Annotated in this window: 23 protein-coding genes; 12 read left to right on the top strand and 11 right to left on the bottom strand. The window is 65.0% G+C overall.

The window, feature by feature from the left end:
- Nucleotides 1-20: 20 nt before the first annotated feature.
- Together P1U75_RS01585 and P1U75_RS01580 are read right to left on the bottom strand one after the other, a co-directional pair.
- Entirely contained in the window at nt 21-575 is a 555-nt protein-coding gene (locus tag P1U75_RS01585; RefSeq protein ID WP_300238967.1) for a type II toxin-antitoxin system antitoxin SocA domain-containing protein, read from the bottom strand.
- Nucleotides 545-1,507 carry an IS1595 family transposase gene (locus P1U75_RS01580; RefSeq protein WP_300238965.1) on the bottom strand — a complete coding sequence of 321 codons (963 nt, stop codon included), beginning with the start codon at nt 1,505-1,507 and terminating at the stop codon, nt 545-547. Before P1U75_RS01580 ends, P1U75_RS01585 begins: the two co-directional genes overlap by 31 nt.
- Nucleotides 1,508-1,607: 100 nt before the next feature.
- Between P1U75_RS01580 and P1U75_RS01575 the strand changes: the two genes are divergently transcribed.
- Complete coding sequence (locus tag P1U75_RS01575) at nt 1,608-1,832, top strand: DUF6471 domain-containing protein (protein ID WP_300238962.1); 225 nt, start codon at nt 1,608-1,610, stop codon at nt 1,830-1,832.
- Nucleotides 1,833-2,068: 236 nt separating this feature from the next.
- Nucleotides 2,069-2,644, top strand: a complete 576-nt coding sequence (locus P1U75_RS01570) for a hypothetical protein (RefSeq protein WP_300238960.1) — start codon at nt 2,069-2,071, stop codon at nt 2,642-2,644.
- Between the two features lie 100 nt (nt 2,645-2,744).
- Here P1U75_RS01570 and P1U75_RS01565 read toward each other — a convergent pair whose 3' ends face one another.
- The gene (locus P1U75_RS01565; RefSeq protein WP_300238958.1) at nt 2,745-3,743 is read right to left on the bottom strand and encodes a polyprenyl synthetase family protein; all 999 of its coding nucleotides are present in this window, start codon (nt 3,741-3,743) and stop codon (nt 2,745-2,747) included.
- Nucleotides 3,744-3,799: 56 nt separating this feature from the next.
- On the opposite strand from P1U75_RS01565, the gene P1U75_RS01560 reads away from it, so the two are divergent.
- The 3 genes from P1U75_RS01560 to P1U75_RS01550 all read left to right on the top strand — a co-directional run bounded on the left by P1U75_RS01560 (nt 3,800) and on the right by P1U75_RS01550 (nt 5,064).
- Entirely contained in the window at nt 3,800-4,015 is a 216-nt protein-coding gene (locus P1U75_RS01560) for a DUF2007 domain-containing protein (RefSeq protein ID WP_300238956.1), read from the top strand.
- Complete coding sequence (locus P1U75_RS01555; protein WP_300238954.1) at nt 4,012-4,779, top strand: methyltransferase; 768 nt, start codon at nt 4,012-4,014, stop codon at nt 4,777-4,779. The genes P1U75_RS01560 and P1U75_RS01555 overlap by 4 nt, the downstream gene beginning before the upstream one ends.
- A gap of 120 nt (nt 4,780-4,899) precedes the next feature.
- Nucleotides 4,900-5,064 (top strand): DUF465 domain-containing protein, encoded by a 165-nt coding sequence (locus P1U75_RS01550; protein WP_300238951.1) that lies wholly within the window; start codon nt 4,900-4,902, stop codon nt 5,062-5,064.
- On the opposite strand, the gene P1U75_RS01545 is transcribed toward P1U75_RS01550, so the two are convergent.
- The 4 genes from P1U75_RS01545 to P1U75_RS01530 all read right to left on the bottom strand — a co-directional run bounded on the left by P1U75_RS01545 (nt 5,061) and on the right by P1U75_RS01530 (nt 9,489).
- Nucleotides 5,061-6,026, bottom strand: a complete 966-nt coding sequence (locus tag P1U75_RS01545) for a transcriptional regulator GcvA (RefSeq protein WP_300238949.1) — start codon at nt 6,024-6,026, stop codon at nt 5,061-5,063. The genes P1U75_RS01550 and P1U75_RS01545 overlap by 4 nt on opposite strands.
- A gap of 312 nt (nt 6,027-6,338) precedes the next feature.
- On the bottom strand, nt 6,339-7,061 hold the full coding sequence (gene phbB / locus P1U75_RS01540) for an acetoacetyl-CoA reductase (protein ID WP_300238946.1): 723 nt from the start codon (nt 7,059-7,061) through the stop codon (nt 6,339-6,341).
- Nucleotides 7,062-7,248: 187 nt separating this feature from the next.
- On the bottom strand, nt 7,249-8,424 hold the full coding sequence (locus P1U75_RS01535; RefSeq protein WP_300238944.1) for an acetyl-CoA C-acetyltransferase: 1,176 nt from the start codon (nt 8,422-8,424) through the stop codon (nt 7,249-7,251).
- A 216-nt stretch (nt 8,425-8,640) separates the two neighbouring features.
- Nucleotides 8,641-9,489, bottom strand: coding sequence for an EAL domain-containing protein (locus P1U75_RS01530; RefSeq protein ID WP_300238942.1), 849 nt, complete (start codon nt 9,487-9,489; stop codon nt 8,641-8,643).
- A gap of 98 nt (nt 9,490-9,587) precedes the next feature.
- Between P1U75_RS01530 and P1U75_RS01525 the strand changes: the two genes are divergently transcribed.
- Nucleotides 9,588-10,181, top strand: a complete 594-nt coding sequence (locus tag P1U75_RS01525) for a DNA-3-methyladenine glycosylase I (RefSeq protein ID WP_300238939.1) — start codon at nt 9,588-9,590, stop codon at nt 10,179-10,181.
- Here P1U75_RS01525 and P1U75_RS01520 read toward each other — a convergent pair.
- From P1U75_RS01520 to P1U75_RS01505, 4 genes are all read right to left on the bottom strand, one after another.
- Complete coding sequence (locus tag P1U75_RS01520) at nt 10,160-10,555, bottom strand: lysozyme inhibitor LprI family protein (protein ID WP_300238937.1); 396 nt, start codon at nt 10,553-10,555, stop codon at nt 10,160-10,162. The two genes, P1U75_RS01525 and P1U75_RS01520, sit on opposite strands and share 22 nt — an antisense overlap.
- 69 nt (nt 10,556-10,624) lie before the next feature.
- Complete coding sequence (locus P1U75_RS01515) at nt 10,625-11,575, bottom strand: sterol desaturase family protein (RefSeq protein ID WP_300238934.1); 951 nt, start codon at nt 11,573-11,575, stop codon at nt 10,625-10,627.
- A complete protein-coding gene (locus P1U75_RS01510; protein WP_300238931.1) occupies nt 11,572-11,958 on the bottom strand; it encodes a hypothetical protein in 387 nt (128 codons plus the stop codon). Before P1U75_RS01510 ends, P1U75_RS01515 begins: the two co-directional genes overlap by 4 nt.
- Before the next feature lie 117 nt (nt 11,959-12,075).
- Entirely contained in the window at nt 12,076-12,642 is a 567-nt protein-coding gene (locus P1U75_RS01505) for a TlpA disulfide reductase family protein (protein WP_300238929.1), read from the bottom strand.
- Between the two features lie 22 nt (nt 12,643-12,664).
- Between P1U75_RS01505 and argH the strand changes: the two genes are divergently transcribed.
- The 6 genes from argH to P1U75_RS01475 all read left to right on the top strand — a co-directional run.
- Nucleotides 12,665-14,056 carry an argininosuccinate lyase gene (argH, locus tag P1U75_RS01500; protein WP_300238927.1) on the top strand — a complete coding sequence of 464 codons (1,392 nt, stop codon included), beginning with the start codon at nt 12,665-12,667 and terminating at the stop codon, nt 14,054-14,056.
- Between the two features lie 49 nt (nt 14,057-14,105).
- Nucleotides 14,106-15,044: a calcium-binding protein gene (locus P1U75_RS01495; RefSeq protein ID WP_300238924.1), complete on the top strand. Its 939-nt coding sequence runs from the start codon at nt 14,106-14,108 to the stop codon at nt 15,042-15,044.
- Nucleotides 15,045-15,246: 202 nt separating this feature from the next.
- The gene (locus P1U75_RS01490; RefSeq protein WP_300238922.1) at nt 15,247-15,564 is read left to right on the top strand and encodes a DUF2834 domain-containing protein; all 318 of its coding nucleotides are present in this window, start codon (nt 15,247-15,249) and stop codon (nt 15,562-15,564) included.
- Between the two features lie 93 nt (nt 15,565-15,657).
- Nucleotides 15,658-16,851, top strand: coding sequence for a sugar-transfer associated ATP-grasp domain-containing protein (locus P1U75_RS01485; RefSeq protein WP_300238920.1), 1,194 nt, complete (start codon nt 15,658-15,660; stop codon nt 16,849-16,851).
- A 58-nt stretch (nt 16,852-16,909) separates the two neighbouring features.
- Nucleotides 16,910-18,175 (top strand): diaminopimelate decarboxylase, encoded by a 1,266-nt coding sequence (gene lysA / locus P1U75_RS01480; protein WP_300238916.1) that lies wholly within the window; start codon nt 16,910-16,912, stop codon nt 18,173-18,175.
- Between the two features lie 36 nt (nt 18,176-18,211).
- Nucleotides 18,212-20,390, top strand: a 2,179-nt coding sequence (locus tag P1U75_RS01475; protein WP_300238913.1) for a DUF4175 family protein, incomplete at its 3' end; no start/stop codon positions are given.

The following is a 20,390-nucleotide window of genomic DNA, read 5'->3' as shown; positions in this document are numbered from 1 at the left end:
CACCAAAGAAAATGTGCTGTTTAGGCTCCTTTTGCACGTAGATTGTACTCCTCCAGGATGTCTTCGTCAGGAATAGTAACTCTGCGCATCCCAGGAATGTAGTGCTTACTCCAAGCGCCCTCTTCCCAGTGAGTGATTGCAACCAACTTACTTGCAGGAACGTCGCCCAACTGACGAATCACCTCTGAGATTGACTCATATTCTGGATCGTTTTCGTCGTATGCCGAGCTTGAGAACACGTCAGGAATGTAGTTGCTGCCATATGCTTTCAAGTAGTGGTACAGTCCGGGCTCAACCGGGCCATAGTCCCAAGCCTCAAAATTTTGGCTGACAAGCCCATCTCGACCCGCGCCAAGCTCTAGCATATGGGAGAGGTACAACAACTTTTGCATGGACAGGTTTGAAACACGTCCGTTGCACCCGTTCCAAATGGTGCGCGCTGCTCTCAGGGTTGACATAACTTTGGCCTCCTGATTGCCATCATACCCAATGATACATGTGTTTGCACCAGAATAAATCAAGAACATTTTGCCATAGAACTGCGTTAAGCCGCCCGCTGCCAGTAGCCTTTCCACTGGCGGCTGACTGGTGCGCTCATGGCGTTCGACACAACGATCTGTGCCAGCGTCCCGTTGTCGGTGCGGCGGTTGTCTTCCAGCCATGCGGCGTGGTTCGCGTACTGGTACAGGTACTGCGGGCTGACGTGGTGGTGCTGACCTTCTACCATGCGGCGCAGGCGGGAAAAGAAGCTCTCGACCATGTTGGTATGCTTGCCGTGGTCGCTGTAGATTTCCGAGTGGTTCACCCGGTCAACGTCCCAGCCCGCGTGGAGCAGATCCCAATGGCTCGCCTCGTCGGCGGAAATGGTCGCCATGCGGTCAACGTTCTCGTTTGCCAGCGCAACGCCTTCTGCCTCGCTCATGGTCACGAAAGGCAGGGTGCGGCCTTCCCGCTCGCGCAGGGCCACCACAACGCGGCGCTTGCCGGTCTGGTTCTCTTTCAGGCGGCGGTCAACGCGGTCAGCCTTGGCGTTTGCCGGGCGGATGTGCCCGCCGAAATAGGCCCCATCAATCTCGACGTGATCGGTCAGAACTTCGCCAGTCTGGACTTCCTGCGCCATCGCCTCGCGCAGTTTGTGCGCCAGAACGAAGGCGGTCTTGTACTGGCAGTCCAGGTCGCGCGAAAGCTGGACCATCGAAACGCCTTTGGAAGCGTTCACGATGATGCAGATCGCCGCCAGCAGGTCCACGAAGTCCATCTTGCGGCTTGCGAAGATGGTCCCGCTGGTGACGCTGAACTGGTGGTGACACGCCTTGCACTTGAACTTGCGGCGGGTGGTGATCTTGTACGCCTCGTCATGACCGCAGCACGGGCAAACCGCTTCGCCGTTGGTTTCCGGCCAGCGCATTTCGCAGAAGGTGCGGTAAGCCGCGTCCTCGCCAGCCTTGTAAATCTTGCGAAGGCTGAGGGTGCGGGATGCTGCGGAGAGAAGGAAGTGTTGTGCCATTGTACTGTATCCGATGCCTATGCATCAAATATAGTACATTGACGTATCGGTTACAAGGGCATATGTATCGAAAACAGTACTTTTGCCCTATAGGTGATGCATGGCACAACAGACTGAATGGGAATCGAAGGCGGCAAACCTCCTCAAGGCTGAGTTGAAGCGCAAGGGGGTGACTTACGCTCAACTTGTGGACAAGCTGTCAGACATTGGAATCGAGGAAAGGGAAGCGAACGTTCGCAACAAACTGTCCCGAGGGAAGTTTAGCGCGGCGTTCCTGTTGCAATGCTTGATGGCTATCGGAACGGAGTCTTTGCGCTTGGACTAGTCATAGGTGTCGGAGTAGCTATTACATCTGTCTTGTGGGTGTTTGGCCTAAACTACTGCCCAAACCAGCCCTGCTACTATAGCCAAGCAGCCGATGACCCAAACCAAAATGCTGATTATCGCGTATGGCAAGTGCCAGACGCCATAAGGGGCACGTTCAGTTACGAAACGGAACCAGAGTATTCCCCAGGCAATCCCACCCGTCATGAATATTATGATCTTCGCGCCCAAGAGCGCATGGCCCACGCCACCGACTGGATTGCTTGGCTGACGTTCGTTACTGGCGCGGTCAGCATCATCGGCCTTGGCGCTCTCGTTTACACCCTTAATTTGCAGCGGGACGCCAATAGGATTTCCGTCAAAGTTGGACAGGATCAAGTCAGCGCTTACTTGATGATTGATCGCGTTACCGCCGCATACAACGCTTTTACTGGAGATGGCTCGGTTCAATGGAGAATCGAATTCTGCCTCACCAATTCCGGAGAAACGCCAGCGAGAGATGTGTGGTCCTATACGGAAATCATCACTCCGACCGCCGTCACTGTCGGTGAGAAGGTGTCGGCGTTTGATATTGCGGGTCATAGCGAATCGCCGTTCAGACAGAACTGTCTTGTTAGGCAATCTGACGATGATTTTTCCGCCCTCTCTTGGGCTGACGATACTAGGATCAATCTCAAATGTACCATCGTGATTGGGTGGAAGGACGTATTTGGCCGGAAGCATGAACACAGGGCGACATTCGGCGGCACAAGCAATTTCGCACCAGCCGGAGGGCATATGCCAGGGCTGCACCAAGTAAGCCGCGACGGCTAGAACCTTAATCACCGCTCAGTCCTCCGAGCGGCTTGGTGCGTTTGATACATACGGCCGAGTATTTTCGGCCAGAAAAAGACCGGGCTGTCGGCGGATGCGGTCAGGACAGGCGCGATACCACGTAGCCGGCCAGGTCGTGGAGCATGTCGCGCAGCTCGTGCCCGGGCAGGGGGGCGAGCGCGGCCTGTGCCCTGGCGGCCCAGCCCTCGGCATCGGCGCGGGTGGCGGTGAGCGTGTCGTATTTCGCCATCAGCGCCAGGGCCTGCTCCAGGTCGCCGTCTTGCTGGCGGCCCTTTTCGATGGTGCGCTGCCAGAAGGCGTATTCCTCGGACGTTGCCCGCGCCACCGCCTTGATAACCGGCAGGGTCAGTTTGCGTTCGCGGAAATCATCACCGACGTTCTTGCCGGTGGCGCCGCTGTCGCCCTGGTAATCCAGCAGGTCGTCGGCGATCTGGAACGCGATTCCGAGCGCATCACCATAATCGAACAGCGCCTTCACATGCTCTTCGGGCGCCTCGGCGATCACGCCGCCCACCTCGGTCGCGGCCGAGAACAGCGCCGCGGTCTTGCCGCGCACCACCTTGAGGTAGATATCCTCATCGGTTTTCAGGTCGGTCGCCGCGGTCATCTGCAACACTTCGCCCTCGGCGATGGTGGCCGAGGCGTTGGCGAGGATGTCGAGCACCCGCAGGCTTCCGGTTTCGACCATCAGCTGGAAGCTGCGCGAAAACAGGTAATCGCCGACCAGCACGCTGGACTTGTTGTCCCACAGCAGGTTGGCGGTAGGCCGCCCGCGGCGCTTCTCGCTTTCGTCGACCACATCGTCGTGCAGCAGCGTGGCGGTGTGGATGAACTCCACCGTCGCGGCGAGGCCCAGGTGATGCTCGCCCCGATACCCACAGAGCCGCGCCGCCGCCAGGGTCAGCATCGGGCGCAGCCGTTTGCCCCCGGCCCCGACCAGATGGGCGGTAACCTCGGGGATGCGCGGGGCGTTTTCAGACCGCATCCGGGTACGGATCAGCGTATCGACGGCGGCCATTTCCTCGGACAGGGCGGTGGCGAGCCGGTCATGTGGTTTGGTTGCCATGGGTATGTTCATCGTGCGCGTTTCCAAAGGCTCGACATCGCCTGCGGCTTGCCCTTACATCCGGTGTCATGAAGGAACTGTTGCGCAGCACCGACCCGACCGTCATGGCCTTTGCCTCCGCCCTTCTTGAAGGCGAGGATATAGACTGCTTTCAAATGGACGTAAACATGAGCGTGCTCGAGGGCGGGATCGGAATCTTTCCGCGCCGGATGATGGTGCGCGACGAAGACCTTGATGCCGCGCTGCGGGTGATGCGGGACAATGACGTGCCGCTGGGCCGGTGAGCGGATTCGCCGCAGACCAGCTGAGCCGCGACGCCTTTCTTGGCGGGCGGGTGTTCCTGCACCAGCCGCGACGGGGCTATCGCGCCGGGGTGGACCCTGTGCTGCTGGCCGCGGCGGTGCCGGCCCGCGCGGGGCAATCGGTGCTGGAGCTGGGCTGCGGCGCGGGCGCGGCGATCCTGTCGCTGGGCGCGCGGGTGCCGGGGCTGGCGCTGACCGGGGTCGAGTTGCAACAGGGCTATGCCGATCTGGCGCGCCGGAATGCAGAAGCCAACGCCCAGGCGTTGGAGGTGATCTGCGCCGACCTGGCCGATCTGCCGGCCGGGCTGCGGCAGCGGCAATACGACCATGTCATCGCCAACCCGCCCTATTTCCGGGCCGGGGCGCATATGCCGGCCGAGGATCGCGGGCGGCGTCTGGCGCTGGGCGAGCAAACCCCGCTGGAGGACTGGCTTGCGACGGCGGCGCGGCGACTGGCGCCGCGCGGTTACCTGCATGTGATCCAGCGCAGCGAACGGCTGCCCGATCTGCTGGCCGGCTGCGCCGGGCGGCTGGGGTCGCTGGAGGTGCTGCCGCTGGCGGCGCGGGCGGGGCGGGCGCCGGAGCTGATGATTCTGCGCGCGCGCAAGGATGGGCGGGCACCCTTTCGCCTGCACGCGCCGCTGGTCTTGCATGCGGGGGCGTGCCACCTGCGGGATGAAGATAGCTATCATCCTGAAATCGCAAAGGTTTTACGCGAGGGCGCGGCGCTCCCTTGGCCACGGTGACGGATTTCCCGGCAAACCGGCAAGATGTCGCTTTTGTGACAAAACCATTGTGTCCGCAGCGTGACAGGCGCGCCGTGATGTGCTCAACTCAATGGGCAAGTTGTATAGAGGAGGATTTCCATGACCGTGAGTTCACACCTGATGGAACTTAAGCGGAAGCACGAACTCCTGAGCAATGAGGTCGATCAGGCCCAGCGCTCGCCCGGTGTGGACGCACTGCACGTGGCGTCCCTGAAAAAGCGCAAGCTGAAACTGAAAGAACAGATCGAGCGTCTGTCGAGCTAACTTCCCGCAGACGGGGCCGGCGGCGGCACGTCCTCTGCCGGCACGATTGTCATGGCATCCGAGACCGCGACGGTTTTCTCGATCTCCTCGAGAATCCAGTCGCGGAATGCCGCAATCTGCGGGCGGGTGTCGGCACCGCTTTGGCACAGGAATCGGAAATGCGCCTTGGTTCCCAGGGCGATTCCATAGGGCGCGACGAGGCGGCCCTCGGACAGGTCCTTGATCACCAGGGCGCGGCGGCCCAGCGCGACGCCGACCCCGGTCATCGCCGCATCGATGGCATGGTCCGCCTGCGAAAACCTCGGGCCCGCGGGCGGATCGGCCGCAAGCCCCATCGCCCGGAACCAGGCCGGCCAGTCGCAGGGCGGATCGAGGAAATCGAGTGACTGGTCGGTCAGCAGCGGCGCCTCCAGCAAGCTCTCGGGCGTGGGATAACGCGCGGCCAGTTCGGGCACCATGACCGGCGTCACCCATTCCTCGGCCAGTTTCAGCGAGTAGAGCCCGGGGTCAGGACCATAGCCGAAACGGATCGCGACATCGATCTCGTCGCGGTCGAAATCCATCACCCGCAAGCTGGCGGAAAAGCGCAACTCGATCTCCGGGTGGGCCCGGGCGAAGTGGAACAGGCGCGGCGCCAGCCATTTCGCGGTAAAGGCCGGGCCGGCGGTGACGGCAAGCCCGGTTTCATCCTGCATCCGGGTCACCGCGCGCCAGGCGGCGGCGAGCGTCTGGAACCCGTCGGCGGCGCCCGGGGCGAGGGTGCGGCCCGCCTCGGTCAGCTCCACCGCCCGGTTCAGGCGGCGGAACAGCGGGCGGCCCAGGTGCGCCTCCAATGACTTGATCTGAAACGACAATGCGGCGGGGGTGACATGCAGCTCCTCGGCCGCCCTGGCAAAAGACAAGTGCCGGGCGGCGGCATCGAATGCGCGCAAGGCGGTAAGCGGAGGCATGCGGCCCGGCATGGTCGGTTAAGTTTTCCTTGTGCGAGGCAACGGAAACTCTCGTTTGTGCCAAAGAAAAATGGCGATCATATTCGGTCCAGTCAAGTAACCCTGATGTAGCCGGAGGGCAGCATGTTCGAACCGACCACCTCTCACCTCACCCGCGACGCCATTGATCGGGCCCATGTGCAACGCGGCCAGGCCCTGCGCGAAGCCCTGTCCTGGATGATCGCGTTCCGGTCTTCCCGCTGATCCCAGGCGCCGGGATCTTACGGGATGCAAAAGGGCCGGCCCCGCGGGGCCGGCCCTGTCATGTTCGGTGAATCGCGCGGTTCAGACGAAGAACTGGCCGCCGTTCGCGGTAATGGTCGAGCCGTTGACGAAGCCGGCGTCATCTGCGGCCAGGAACACCACGCAGCGGGCGATTTCCTCGGGTTCGCCCAACCGGCCGGTGGGGATCTGTGCGATGATCGAGTCGCGCACCTTTTCCGGAACCGCCATCACCATCTCGGTCGCGATGTAGCCGGGGCAGATGGCGTTGGCGGTGATGCCCTTGGCCGCGCCTTCCTGTGCCAGCGACTTCACGATGCCCAGGTCGCCGGCCTTTGTGGCGGCATAGTTGACCTGACCGAACTGACCCTTTTGCCCGTTGATCGAACTGATCACGATCACCCGGCCGAAGCCGCGCTCGCGCATGCCGGGCCAGACCGGGTGCACGGTGTTGAACACGCCGGTGAGGTTGGTGTCGATCACCTGCTGCCACTGTTCCGGCGTCATCCGGTGGAACGGGGCATCGCGGGTGATGCCGGCGTTGGCCACGACAACGTCGATCGGGCCCAGATCCTGCTCGACCCTGGCGATGCCTGCCTTGCTTTCCTCGTAGTCTCCGACGTTCCACTTGTAGGTCTTGATGCCGGTTTCCTCGGTGAACGTGGCGGCGGCCTCATCATTGCCGGCATAGGTGGCGGCGACGGAATAACCGGCCGCTTTCAGGGCTTTGGAGATCGCCGCGCCGATGCCGCGCGATCCGCCGGTGACGAGTGCTGTTCGTGCCATGGATGGCTCCTTCGATTGCAATGTGGTCCGGTAACTCTGTTACCTATTGTGTATCAATTCCGCAATAAAGTTTCGCGGTGAAAGTTGTGTGACGGCGAATTCTTTTTCTGACCGAGGCTTGCGATGCCGCAACGCAAAAAAAGGGGGCGCCCGAAGGCGCCCCGGTATTCCTTAGCGGGCGCGCACCTTACGGGCGTTCCAGGCACATGGCCACGCCCATGCCACCGCCGATGCAAAGCGTCGCGAGGCCCTTCTTGGCGTCGCGCCGCTTCATTTCGAACAGCAGGGTGTTCAGGATGCGGCAGCCGGAGGCGCCGATCGGGTGGCCGATGGCAATGGCGCCGCCGTTCACGTTCACGATCGAAGGATCCCAGCCCATGTCCTTGTTCACCGCGCAGGCCTGGGCGGCAAAGGCCTCGTTCGCCTCGACCAGGTCGAGGTCTTCGGGGGACCAGCCGGCCTTTTCCAGCGCCTTGCGCGAGGAGGGGATCGGGCCGGTGCCCATGATCGAGGGATCGACGCCCGCGGTGGCGTAGGAGGCGATGCGCGCCAGCGGCTCGATTCCGCGCCGTTCGGCCTCGTCGGCGGTCATCAGCAGCACCGCGGCGGCGCCGTCGTTGAGGCCCGAGGCATTGGCCGCAGTGACCGAGCCGTCCTTGGCAAATGCCGGGCGCAGCTTGGCCATGGCCTCCATGGTGGCGCCATGGCGGATGTATTCATCCTTGTCCATCACGATCTCGCCCTTGCGGGTCTTGATGATGAAGGGGACGATTTCATCGGCGAACTTGCCGGCCAGTTGCGCCGCCTCGGCCTTGTTCTGGCTGGCCACCGCGAATTCGTCCTGCATCTGGCGGGAAATCTGGAACTGTTCGGCCACGTTCTCGGCGGTCTGGCCCATGTGATAGCCATTGAAGGCATCCCAAAGGCCGTCGCGGATCATGGTGTCGATATAGGACATGTCGCCCATCTTGTGACCGGCGCGCAGCGCGGCGGCATGGGGGGAGAGCGTCATGTTCTCCTGGCCGCCGGCGGCGACAATCGCGGCATCGCCGAGCTGGATGTGCTGCGCGCCGAGCGCGACCGCCCTCAGGCCCGAGCCGCAGACCTGGTTGAGACCCCAGGCGGCGCTTTCGATCGGCAGGCCGGCGTTGATATGCGCCTGGCGGGCCGGGTTCTGGCCCTGGGCCGCGGTCAGCACCTGACCGAGGATCGTTTCCGACACCTCTTCCTTGGCGATCCCGGCGCGGGCGACGATCGCCTCCAGAACGGCGGCGCCCAGGTCGTGCGCCGGGATGTTCGCGAACGAACCGCCAAAGCTCCCGACGCCGGTCCGCGCCGCTGATGCAATTACTACGTTGGTCATGTGATCCGGTCCTCTGCCATCAAACGGGCGGCCTCCTCCGATACGGCCAAGCGGGCAGGCCCGTCTCTGCCACCCCCGGGGGCCGCCGCCCCGATGCCTGTGGTGATACCGGATTGCTGCATGTGCAGCAACACACGCTTGCAGCTTTGCACGGCGAATTGAGGATCTCAACGCAGGGCACGGCCCAGTGTGGGCAGGCCGCGGGAAACGGCCGGGTCAGCCCGCGACGCGCATGCCGGGTTTGGTCGCCCAGTCCGGATGCACCGTGGGCGCCCCGAAGAGGTAGCCTTGCATGCAGTCGATCCCCAGCTTGACCAGGGTGTCCGCATCGTCGCGGGTTTCCACGGATTCGGCGATGGTCAGCATCTCGAATTCGCGGGCCAGGGCGATCAACGCGCGGATGGTGGCCTGGGCCTCGGGGTCGCGGTGCGCGCCGCGGATGAACTGGCCGTCGATCTTGACCGCATCGAAGAAAAAATCGCGGAAATGCCGGATCTCAATTGCGCCGGAGCCGAAGTCGTCGAGCGCGAAAGCGATGCCATGCCCCTGCAGGCGATCCATGAAGTCGATCACCAGTTCCGGCACAGTCATGGCCGAGCGTTCGCTGATCTCCAGCACCAGCCGCTCGCCCAGCCGGGCATCGCGGCGCAGGGCGCCGTCCAGCGTTCGCATCCATTGGCCATAGCCGATCGACCGGGCGGACATGTTGATCGACAGTCGCAATGTGGGGGTACGCGACAGGGTCTGAAGCCCCAGGTCCAGCGCGACGCAGTCGATCAGGCGGCCCAGTTCGGTGGCCTCGACCGCCGGCATGAACTCCCGCGCTGGGATCACACGCCCGGTTTCGTCGAGGATGCGAATCAGCCCCTCGTGAAAGACCGGATTGCGGGGCGCCGTCGCCTGCACCACGGGTTGAAAGGCGAGCAGGCATTGCCGATGTCGCACGGCCGCCTGCACCATGTCCAGGATCGCGGCGTCACGGTCGCGCACTGCGGCCTTGATGGGGCTGTCGCCGCCCTCCGGGACATCTGCCCAGGGCCGCTCGGGGATTTCGGGTCCGGTCATATCGTTTTTGATTCCCATTGCACTTTGTGTCTAGGGTCCGGGAAATTCCTTTCGCGGCAATTAACGCTGTCGCGGTCGGTCACAAGCAGGGCGGGACAATGGAACGATGCGGCTGGGCGGGGCCCGAACAGATCTATATCGACTATCACGACAGCGAGTGGGGCGTGCCCGAGTGGGACAGCCGGGCGCTGTGGGAAAAACTGATTCTCGACGGGTTTCAGGCCGGGCTCAGCTGGATCACCATCCTGAAGAAACGCGACAATTTCCGAACCGCCTTCGCCGGGTTCGACGCGGATGTGATCGCCACCTGGGGCGAGGAGGAGGTTGCCCGGTTGCTCGCCGATCCCGGCATCATCCGGCATCGCGGCAAGATCGAGGCGACCATCGCCAATGCCCGCGCCTGGCAGCGGATCGAGGCGGAACAGGGATTCGATCGCTATCTCTGGTCCTTCGTCGGCGACCGCCCGATCCAGAACAGCTGGGAAAGCCTCGCGCAGGTGCCGGGGTTCACGCCGCTGTCGACGGCGATCTCGAAGGATCTGAAGAAACGCGGGTTCAAGTTCTGCGGCCCGACCATTGTCTATGCCTTCATGCAGGCGGTGGGGATGGTGAACGACCACCTTGTCACCTGTCACCGGCATGCCCCGGTGCGGGCGATGGCAGCGGTGGGTCAGTTCACCTCGCCGAAGTAACGCAGATCCTCGGTCCGGGCGCGGGTCAGCCGCTCCAGACAGGACAGGCGCAGCATCGGCTGCATGGAACCGCCATAGGCCAGCAGGCTTTCGGTCTCGCAGGCGAGATCGCGAAAGGCGATCCAGGCGCGTTGGGCATCGCGCAGGCGCCGCTCGGCGCCGGGCGCATTGGCGCCGCCGGCCGCGTCGAGCTGCCGGGCCATGCCGCGCGCCAGGCCATAGGCCAGGTTCAGATCCGCGTCGGCGGCTTGGTACATCAGCGCGGCGCATTGGGTCATGTCGGACTGGGTCTGCGGGGCCGAACAGTCCAACGCACGGGCCCCGGCGGGTGCGGTCAGCAGCAGGGCGGCGAGGGCGAGGCGGGGCAAGGGCATGGCGGCACGATCTCAGGTCAGGAAACGGGATGCGCCGAGGATGCGGTGTCGCGGCCCATGTGGCAAGCGCTACTCCGCTGGCGGGCGCGGTGTTTCAAACCCCGGCGTACCGGCGTCCTCGGGGTGGCGGGCCAGGTGCTGCGCCTTGATCCGCTCCGAGGTGTCGCGGCTGCCGTCGTGCGAATAGCCCGGCGGGCCAAAGCCATAGCCAAGCCGCTGGCGCAGGGTCAGGCCGGGCCGCGTCACGTCGCGGAACAGCCCGACCCATTCGTGGAACGCCACCCGCAGCGGGTTGAAGGTGCCGAGGTTGTGCACCAGCCCGTAATCGACCCGTTCCTCCTCCAGTTCGGGCACGAAGGTGCCGAACATCCGGTCCCAGACGATGAAAACCCCGGCATAGTTGCAATCGAGGTAACGCGGATTGCGCCCGTGATGCGCCCGGTGGTGGCTGGGCGTGTTCATCACCGCCTCGACCCAGCGGGGCAGTTTGCCGATCGCCTCGGTATGGATCCAGAATTGGTAGATCAGGTTCAGCCCGCCGCAGAACAGCACCATCGCCGGGTGGAACCCCAGCAGGATCAGCGGCGCCCGCACGATCATCATGAAGGTGAAGGTGCCGGTCCAGGTCTGCCGCAGCGCGGTGGTCAGGTTGTAATGCTGGCTGGAGTGGTGGTTGACGTGGCTGGCCCAGACCCAGCGGATGCGATGGCCGAACCGGTGCACCCAGTAATAGCGCAGGTCGTCGAGGACAAAGCACAGCACGACCACCCACCAGGCAGGACCCAGGTCCAGCGGTGTCAGGCGCCACAGCAGCATGAAAAACCCCCAGGCGACGAAGCCCAGCGCGATGCCGACGGCGACATTGCCCGCCCCCATCAGCAGCGAGGTCAGCGCGTCGCGCGTCTCGTAACGCCCGCCGCGCCCGCTCCAGGCGATCCAGAGGAACTCGGCCAGGATCAGCGCGATGAAGGCGGGAACCGCCAGTTGAACCACGTCGGGATATGTCAGCGTGTCTGTCATGGGGCCTGCATCAGGTTGCGCCAGTGCGGACGTTCGAAGTCGTCCAGCACCAGGGTGACGGAGGGTGCGGCGAAATCGTGGAACACCACGCGCAGCCGGTCGCCGGTGTCGATCAGGTCGAAATCCTCGAGCCGCCGCGCCACCGTGTCGGCGCCGAACGCCCAGAGCAGGCCGGGGCCGAGATGGGTCAGCACCAGCGCCGCGTGAGCATCGCGGGCAACCGTGATCTGTTCGACGATGTCGCCGGGAAAGTGCCGCTGCCAGGCGGCCTCGGCCCCCTCGCGCGTCAGCACACAGCGCTTCGACCGGCCGGCCAGATGCAGCAGCAGCGCGATCCCCGCAATGCCGAAAGCGACCAGTGAGACAAGCACCGTGAGCGGCATGTCCTTCCTCCCCCTCGCGGATTAAACCGCGCGACGGGGCGGGCTGTCAAAAGGGGACGTGGGGTCAAGGCGTATGGGCCGGCCGCGATCCGGGCCGGTCCCCTTGGCGTTCGCGGCTCAGTCGGCCTCGGCGATCAGCGCCCGGATGATTGCCTTGGCATCGTCGGAGTTCCACTCCGCGTCGCCCAGCAGCCGGGCGATCTCGCGGCCCTCGGGGTCGATCAGCACGGTGATCGGCAGGGCCAGCACCCCGACCTCGCGGGCGACCGCCTGGCGCGGGTCCTGGTGACGCGGCAGGTTGGTCACCCCGATCTCGTCGAAGAACGCCTTGATGCGGGTGGGCGAATTGCGCCCGGTGGCCAGCGTCAGCACCTCGAAATCCGCGCCGCCGAACTCCGCCTGCAACTCCGAGAGCATCGGCATCTCCTTGCGGCAGGGCGCGCACCAAGTGGCCCAGAAGTTCAGCAGAACATACTTGCCGCGATACTCTGCCAGCGTCGCGGTCCCGGCGCCGTCGGCCAGGGTGAACGGGGTCTCGGTCAGCGGCTTGGGCTCGGAATGGACGATCAGCCGCTTCATGTCGCCGGTCCGCATCTCTTTCAGCGCGGCGGTGTCCGCGGCGAGGGCGGCGTTTGCACCCAACAGCAGGGCCATATAAAGGGTCAGGGAACGGAACAGGCGCATTTTACCTCCACGGGTGCAGACAATGGCAGATCAAACCTCGAACCAGATGTGGGGCGGCCGCTTTGCCGCCGGACCGGACGCGATCATGGAGGCGATCAACGCCTCGATCGGGTTCGACAAGCGGATGGCGGCACAGGACATCGCCGGTTCCAGGGCTCATGCGGCGATGTTGGCCGCCACAGGCGTGATAAGCGATAATGATGCGCAGGCCATTCGGGAAGGGCTTCTCACGGTCTTGTCAGAAATCGAGCACGGAACCTTCGAGTTCTCGACCGCGCTGGAAGACATCCACATGAACGTCGAGGCGCGTCTCAAAACCCTTATTGGTGAGCCTGCGGGGCGTCTGCACACGGGCCGGTCGCGCAACGATCAGGTGGCAACCGATTTCAAGCTTTGGGTGCGCGACCAGTTCGACGCCGCCGAATCCGGGCTTCTGGCCCTGATCCGCGCGCTTTTGTCTCAGGCCGAGGCAGGAGCCGATTGGGTGATGCCGGGCTTTACCCACCTGCAAACCGCGCAGCCGGTGACCTGGGGCCATCATATGAGGGCCTATGTCGAGATGTTCGGCCGCGACCTGAGCCGCGTGCGCGACGCGCGCAAACGCATGAACGAAAGCCCGCTGGGCGCCGCCGCGCTGGCCGGCACCTCCTTTCCCATCGACCGGCACATGACGGCGCAGGCGCTGGGCTTTGACCGGCCCGCCGCCAACAGCCTCGACGCGGTGTCGGATCGCGATTTCGCGCTGGAATTCCTTTCCTGCGCCTCGATCTGCGCCATGCACCTGTCGCGCTTTGCCGAGGAGCTGGTGATCTGGTCCTCGGCGCAGTTCCGGTTCGTGACGCTCTCGGATCGCTTCTCCACCGGCTCCTCGATCATGCCGCAGAAGAAAAACCCGGACGCCGCCGAGCTGATCCGCGCCAAGGTGGGCCGCATCTATGGCGCCAACACGGCGCTGATGATGGTGATGAAGGGGCTGCCGCTGGCCTATTCCAAGGACATGCAGGAGGACAAGGAACAGGTGTTCGACGCCGCCGACAACTGGATGCTGGCGCTGGCGGCGATGGAGGGCATGGTCCGGGACATGACCGCCAACCGCGAAAGCCTGGCCGCCGCCGCCGGTTCGGGATTTTCCACCGCAACCGACCTGGCCGACTGGCTGGTGCGGGTGCTGAACCTGCCGTTCCGCGATGCCCACCACGTGACCGGCACGCTGGTGGCGATGGCCGAAGGGCGCGGCTGCGACCTGCCGGACCTCAGCCTTGCCGACATGCAATCGGTCCATTCCGGCATCACTGGCGACGTGTTCACCGTGCTTGGCGTCGACAATTCGGTCAACTCGCGCCTGTCCTACGGCGGCACCGCGCCGCAACGCGTGCGCGAACAGATAGCGCGGTGGAAAAACCTGATCGACTGACGCATATTTGGCCCAATGCCTCTGCAGGCTGCAACGCGAGGAGGGTCCATTGGTCCGTATTTCCGGCGACGACAGCGACGAAACCATTAAAGGCACGGCTGAGCGCGATTGGCTGGCCGGTCAGGGGGGCAACGACAAGCTTTTCGGGTTTGGGGAGCACGATAACCTCTCGGGCGGAGACGGCGACGACATTGCCAGGGGCGGTGCAGGCAACGACGAGATCTTCGGTGGCACCGGCGACGATCGCCTCTACGGCAATGGCGACGACGACTACATATCCGCGCAGGAGGGGAACGACGAGCTGATCGGCGGCTCCGGCGACGACGAGCTGTTCGGAGGCGCCGGTGCCGACCGGCTGAGCGGCGGTGCGGGGAATGACACGCTCTATGGCGACCCTTCGGGGGCCGACGACGGGCGCGACCGGCTGTTCGGAGGCAGGGGGGACGATACGTTGATCGGATCCGGTGGCCACGACAAGCTGTTCGGCGGGCAGGGCGCCGATTTTCTGCAAACGCTCGGCGTCGGAAATGTGCTGCGTGGGGGGGGCGGAAACGACGAAATCTCAGTGCTGAACAATCCGGCGCTCCATGGCCCGGGCGTGAACAGAATATTCGCAGGCAGTGGCGCCGACACCATAACCGGTGATCGTGGGGTGGAACGCATCCGTGGTGGCGCCGGCAATGACCGGATCGAAGGCCGGGGCGGAGACGACATCCTGACAGGCGGCCGCGGCGCTGATACCTTCATTTTTCACGGTGTCGCAGGCGATCCGACGGTGCGCGACTTCGATCCCTCCGAGGGCGACAGCATGGACATCAGCGTGGTGCTCTTTGACGCCAGCGTGGACGCGGCCGGCTTTGTCTCGACATACGGTGTGTTCGATGAGCATATGGTCGTCGCGCTGGAAACCGAATTCGTGACCATCACCCTTGACGATCCGGTCATAGCGGGCGCACTGGCGGGCGCCATTGATTTTATCGACTTTTAAGGACTGCAAACGTGAAAAAAACGGCTGCCTTCATGGCGATACTGATGTGGCTTTCGGCCTGCGGCGTCGATGGCGAGCCGGTGCCGCCCAGTCGTGCGCGGCATACGGGGCCTGCTGCGGGCTTCTGAACCCGCATTCTTCCGGATCTGGCCTTGCCTATGGCCAGCGGCTAACCTGAGCAAGACAGGAAAGGGAGGTGTCGATGTCGCCCCTGCGCATGATCTACCTGGCTCTGGCGATCTGGGGCGCGCTGCATCCGATGTACCATTTCGTGACCTGGTTCGGCGCCAACGGCTTTGAACTGCGCGCCATGGCCGCGGCCTGGAACGTGAACGCCGCAAGCAGCGGGTTGGTGTGGGATCTGACCATTTCGGCCATCGCGCTCACCGTCTTCGTGATGGCCGAGGTGGCGGTGCGCCGCAACTGGATTGCGCTTGTCGTCCTTCCCGCAACATTCTGCATCGGGGTCAGTTGCGGATTGCCGCTCTACCTGTTCCTGCGCAGCCGCCCGGTGGTGTGATTGGTTCGGCACTGGAAACAATCAGCCCAATTTTGGCCATTTTTCCCCGCTAGACCGCCTGCAAGAGCGCAAACCGCCCCGCAGGAGGCCCCGATGACCGACAGCACCGCCGACGCCAAGGCCCTCGTCACCCCGCCGCGCACCCCCGGCGCGGCCCCAGCCCCAAAGATCGTCGAGGTGGCCCGCAAGCACGGGGTCAGTCCGTTCCGGCAGCTCAGGGAAATGGTCCTGCTGAACCGGGGGCGGGGCCGGATCGCGCCGCATGAATACTATTCCATCGGGCTTTACGACCCGGCCATCTCACCGCAGGAAAAGCGCGAGTACGTGGGTGTGTTGGGCAGCTACGACGTCAACGTGCACATTTCGCCGCCCAAGCTGACCGGCCCGCGGTTCTTCGTTCAGGACAAGGTGATGTATACCGCGCTTCTGCACGAGCTGGGATTCGCCGCCACCAGGACCCAGGCCGTGGCCCAGGCGGCGCGGCTGTTCGGACGCATTCCGGCGCTGGCCAGCCCTGCCGAGATCAAGGATTTCCTGCTGCACAAGGCGGTCTACCCGGTCTTTGCCAAGCCCGCGCGCGGCACCGGCAGCTTCGGTTCGGCGCTGCTCTCGGGGGTCGAGGCGGGCGAACTGGTGCTCGGCAACGGGCGGCGGGTGTCGCTCGACGCCTTCTGCGACGAGATCCTGAGCGATTACCCCGATGGCTTCCTGTTCCAGACCGCGCTGACCCAGCACCCGGAGATGCGTGCATTGGCCGGCGACGCGATCGGCACCGTGCGCGTGGTCACCGTGCGCGATCAGGCACTGCCGAGGCCGCTCTACGCGCTGTGGAAGCTGCCCTCGCCGCGCGCCATGTCCGACAATTTCTGGCAGGAGGGCAGCATGGTGGCCGAGATCGGCGACGGCGGCCTGCTGGGACGCTGCCGCATCGGCACCGGCCTCGACGGCCGCTGGATCGATGAACACCCGGTTTCCGGCCGGCGCTTCGACAGTTTCCGTGTACCGCATTTCGACGCCGCCCTCGATACCGCCAGCCGCGCCCACGCCCTGTTCCCCGAGTTTGGCGTGATCGGCTGGGACATCGCCATCGGCCCCGACGGCCCGGTGATCATCGAGGCCAACGACAATCCGTTCCACGGGCTCTACCAGCTTGCCTACGGGCGCGGCATCCGCAACCCGGAGTTCACGCCGGTCTTCGACCGCACGGCGGAACGCTCCGAGGCGATGTACGCGCGCAAGAAAGAGCTGTTCGAGGCCCGCAACAAGGCCAAGCGCCGCAACGGCTGAGATCGTTCCGGACCGGAATGCAATTGATCTGCGGCGCGCTTTCTCCTATGCGCGCGACATGGATCATTTTCTCTACAGGGACGGCGCCCTGCACGCCGAGGATGTCCCGGTGGCCGAGATCGCGGCTACCGTCGGCACGCCGTTCTATGTCTATTCCACCGCCACGCTGCTGCGCCACTTCCGGCTGTTCGACGAGGCGCTGGACGGCACCGATCATCTGGTCTGCTACGCGATGAAGGCAGCGTCGAACCAGGCGATCCTGAAGACGCTGGCGCAGGCCGGCGCGGGGATGGACGTGGTTTCGATCGGCGAATACCTGCGGGCGAAGGCGGCAGGCGTGCCGGGCGACAGGATCGTGTTTTCCGGCGTCGGCAAGACGGCGGAGGAGATTCGCACCGCGTTGCAGGGTGGCCTGCGCCAGTTCAACGTGGAATCCGAGCCCGAGATGGAGGCGATCAGCGCGGTTGCACAGGAATTGGGCGTTGTCGCCCCGATCACTGTCCGGGTGAACCCGGACGTCGATGCGCGCACCCATGCCAAGATCGCCACCGGCAAGTCGGAGAACAAGTTCGGCATCCCGATTTCCCGCGCCCGCGAAGTTTATGCCCATGCCGCCGCGTTACCGGGGCTCGAGGTCATCGGCATCGACGTGCATATCGGCAGCCAGCTGACCGAGCTGGAGCCGTTCGAACTGGCGTACAAGAAGGTGGCCGATCTCACCGAAGTCCTGCGCGCCGACGGCCACGACATCCGCCGGCTCGACCTCGGCGGGGGTCTCGGCATCCCCTATACCCGCTCCAACGAGGCGCCGCCGCTGCCCACCGACTACGGCGCGCTGATCAAGCGCACACTGGGTCACCTGGGCTGCGAGATCGAGATCGAGCCGGGCCGGCTGATCGCCGGCAACGCCGGGCTGCTGGTCAGCCGCGTGATCTATGTGAAACAGGGCGAAGGCCGCGACTTCCTGATCGTGGACGCGGCGATGAACGACCTGATCCGCCCCGCGATGTATGACGCGCACCACGATATCGACCCGGTGATCGAACCGGCGCCAGGTGTCGAGGCGTACCCCTATGACATCGTCGGCCCGGTCTGCGAGACCGGCGACACCTTTGCCCGCCAGCGCCCGCTGCCGCCGCTGGCCGCGGGTGACCTGATCGCCGTTCGCGGTGCCGGGGCCTATGGCGCGGTGATGTCCAGCGAATATAACACCCGCCCGCTGGTGCCCGAGGTGATGGTGCACGGGGATCAATTCGCGGTTATCCGCCGACGCCCGACCTTTGACGAGATCATAAATCGAGATACCATTCCCGAATGGCTCTGACGCGATCCCGCGTGGGCCAAAAGGAGGCAACCCTTTATGGCCCCTGCGCCTGAGAGCGACCCGATGCTGACCCACCTGCGCCTGCCGCTGTTTCTCACGCGGTCCGGGATGCTGGCCGAGCGTCTGCTGCGGGCCTTCTGGCCGGTGCTCTGCATCGTCATGGGGGCGCTGGGCGGGTTGATGCTGGGGCTGCACGACATGGCGCCGGTCGAGTTGGTCTGGGGCAGCGCCGTTCTGGCGGTTCTGGGTCTGGTCGGGTTCGCCGCGCGCGGCGCGCGGCGGTTTCACTGGCCCCGGCGCAACGAGGCGCTGGCGCGGCTCGACGAAACCCTGCCCGGGCAACCGATCCACGCCATTCTGGACCACCAGGCGATCGGTGCGGGCGATGCCGCCTCGGCTGCTGTCTGGCGGGCGCATCAGGCACGGATGGCGGCCCGCGCCGCTATTGCGCGCCCGGTGCGCCCCGATCTGCGGCTGGCGGCGCGCGACCCCTATGCGCTGCGCTATGTGGCGGTGCTGGCGCTGGCGGTCGGGCTGATCTTCGGCTCGGTCTGGCGGGTCGGGTCGGTGGCCGAGATGACGCCGGGCGGCAGTGCCCTTGCCGGTGGTCCGACCTGGGAGGGCTGGGTCGAGCCGCCGCGCTATACCGGCCTGCCGACGCTCTACCTTGCCGACATCGCCGGGGACGACATGCGCGTGCCGGAGGGCAGCCGCATTACCCTGCGCTTTTACGGCGAAGTGGGCGCGCTGACGCTGGCCGAAACCGTGTCGGGCCGCATCGGCGAACTGCCCTCGGCCGCCGATCCGCAGCAGGAGTTCACCGTCGCTCGCGACGGCACGCTGCGCATCGACGGTCCCGGCGGCCGCGCCTGGGATGTGACGGTGATCGCGGATGCCCCCCCCGAGGTGCGTGTCGCGGGCGAACCGGACACCGGTGCGGCGGGGGAAATGACCCTGCCGTTCGAGGCCCGTGACGACTACGGCATCACCGGCGGCGAGGCGGTGATCGCGCTGGACCTCGCCACGCTTGACCGCCGCTACGGGTTTGCCGCCGACCCCGAGGCCAGGGCGCCGATCACCGTGCCTCTGCCATTGCCGATTGCCGGCGACCGCGCCGCATTCACCGAGACGCTGATCGAGGATTTCTCGAAACATCCCTGGGCCAACCTGCCGGTGATGATCACGCTTTCCGCCGAGGATGCCGCCGGGCAGGCGGGGCAGGCCACGCCGCTGGCCGCCTTGTTGCCGGCCCGGCATTTCTTCGACCCGCTGGCGGCGGCGATCGCCGAGCAGCGGCGCGACCTGCTGTGGACGCGGCAGAATGCGCCGAGGGTGGCGCAGGTGCTGCGCGCGGTTTCCTATCGACCGGACGAGGTGTTCCGCTCCGAAACCGCCTATCTGCGCCTGCGGGTGATCCTGCGCCGGCTGGAGAACTTTACCGCCCACGGTCTGAGCGAAGCGCAGCGCGACGAGATCTCCGAGGCGCTGTGGGATCTGGCGATCCTTCTGGAAGAGGGCGACCTTGGCGATGCGCTGGAACGCCTGCGCCGGGCGCAGGAGCGGCTGTCCGAGGCGATGAAGAATGGCGCCTCCGACCAGGAGATCGCCGAACTGATGCAGGAGCTGCGCGAGGCCACCGACGATTACTTGCGCCAGTTGTCGCGCCAGGCTCAGCAGGACGGTCAGCAGGGCGAGGACGGCCAGCCTCAGAACGGTGACAGCATGCAGATGACGCAGAATGACCTGCAGCGCATGATGGACCGCATCCAGGAGCTGATGGAACAGGGCCGCATGGCCGAGGCGGAGCAGGCGTTGCAGGAATTGCAGCAGCTGATGGAAAACATGCGCGTGACGCAGGGCCAACAGGGCCAGGGCGGGCAATCCGAGGGGCAACGCGCAATGGAGGGTCTGGCCGATACCCTGCGCGATCAGCAGGGGCTGAGCGATCAGGCCTTCCGCGACCTGCAGGAACAGTTCAATCCCGGTGCGAACTCTGGCCAGAGCCAGCAGAACGAGGGGCGCAACGGCGGCATGGGGCGTGGCGAAAGCCACGAGGGCCAGGGATCCGGCGAGGGGCAGGCGCAGGGGCAGGGTGAGGGTGCACGTCCGGGCGAGCTAGGGCAGGAGCCCGGCGGCAACGGCGAGGGCGCGCTGGCGGATCGCCAGCAGGCCCTGCGCGAGGAACTGCGCCGACAGCAGGGCACCCTGCCGGGCG

The sequence above is a fragment of the Antarcticimicrobium sp. genome, from assembly GCF_029212575.1.
Taxonomy (GTDB): Bacteria; Pseudomonadota; Alphaproteobacteria; order Rhodobacterales; family Rhodobacteraceae; genus Antarcticimicrobium.
The sequence above is the reverse complement of the archived record's forward strand: the minus strand, read 5'-3'. Positions and strand labels throughout refer to the sequence as shown.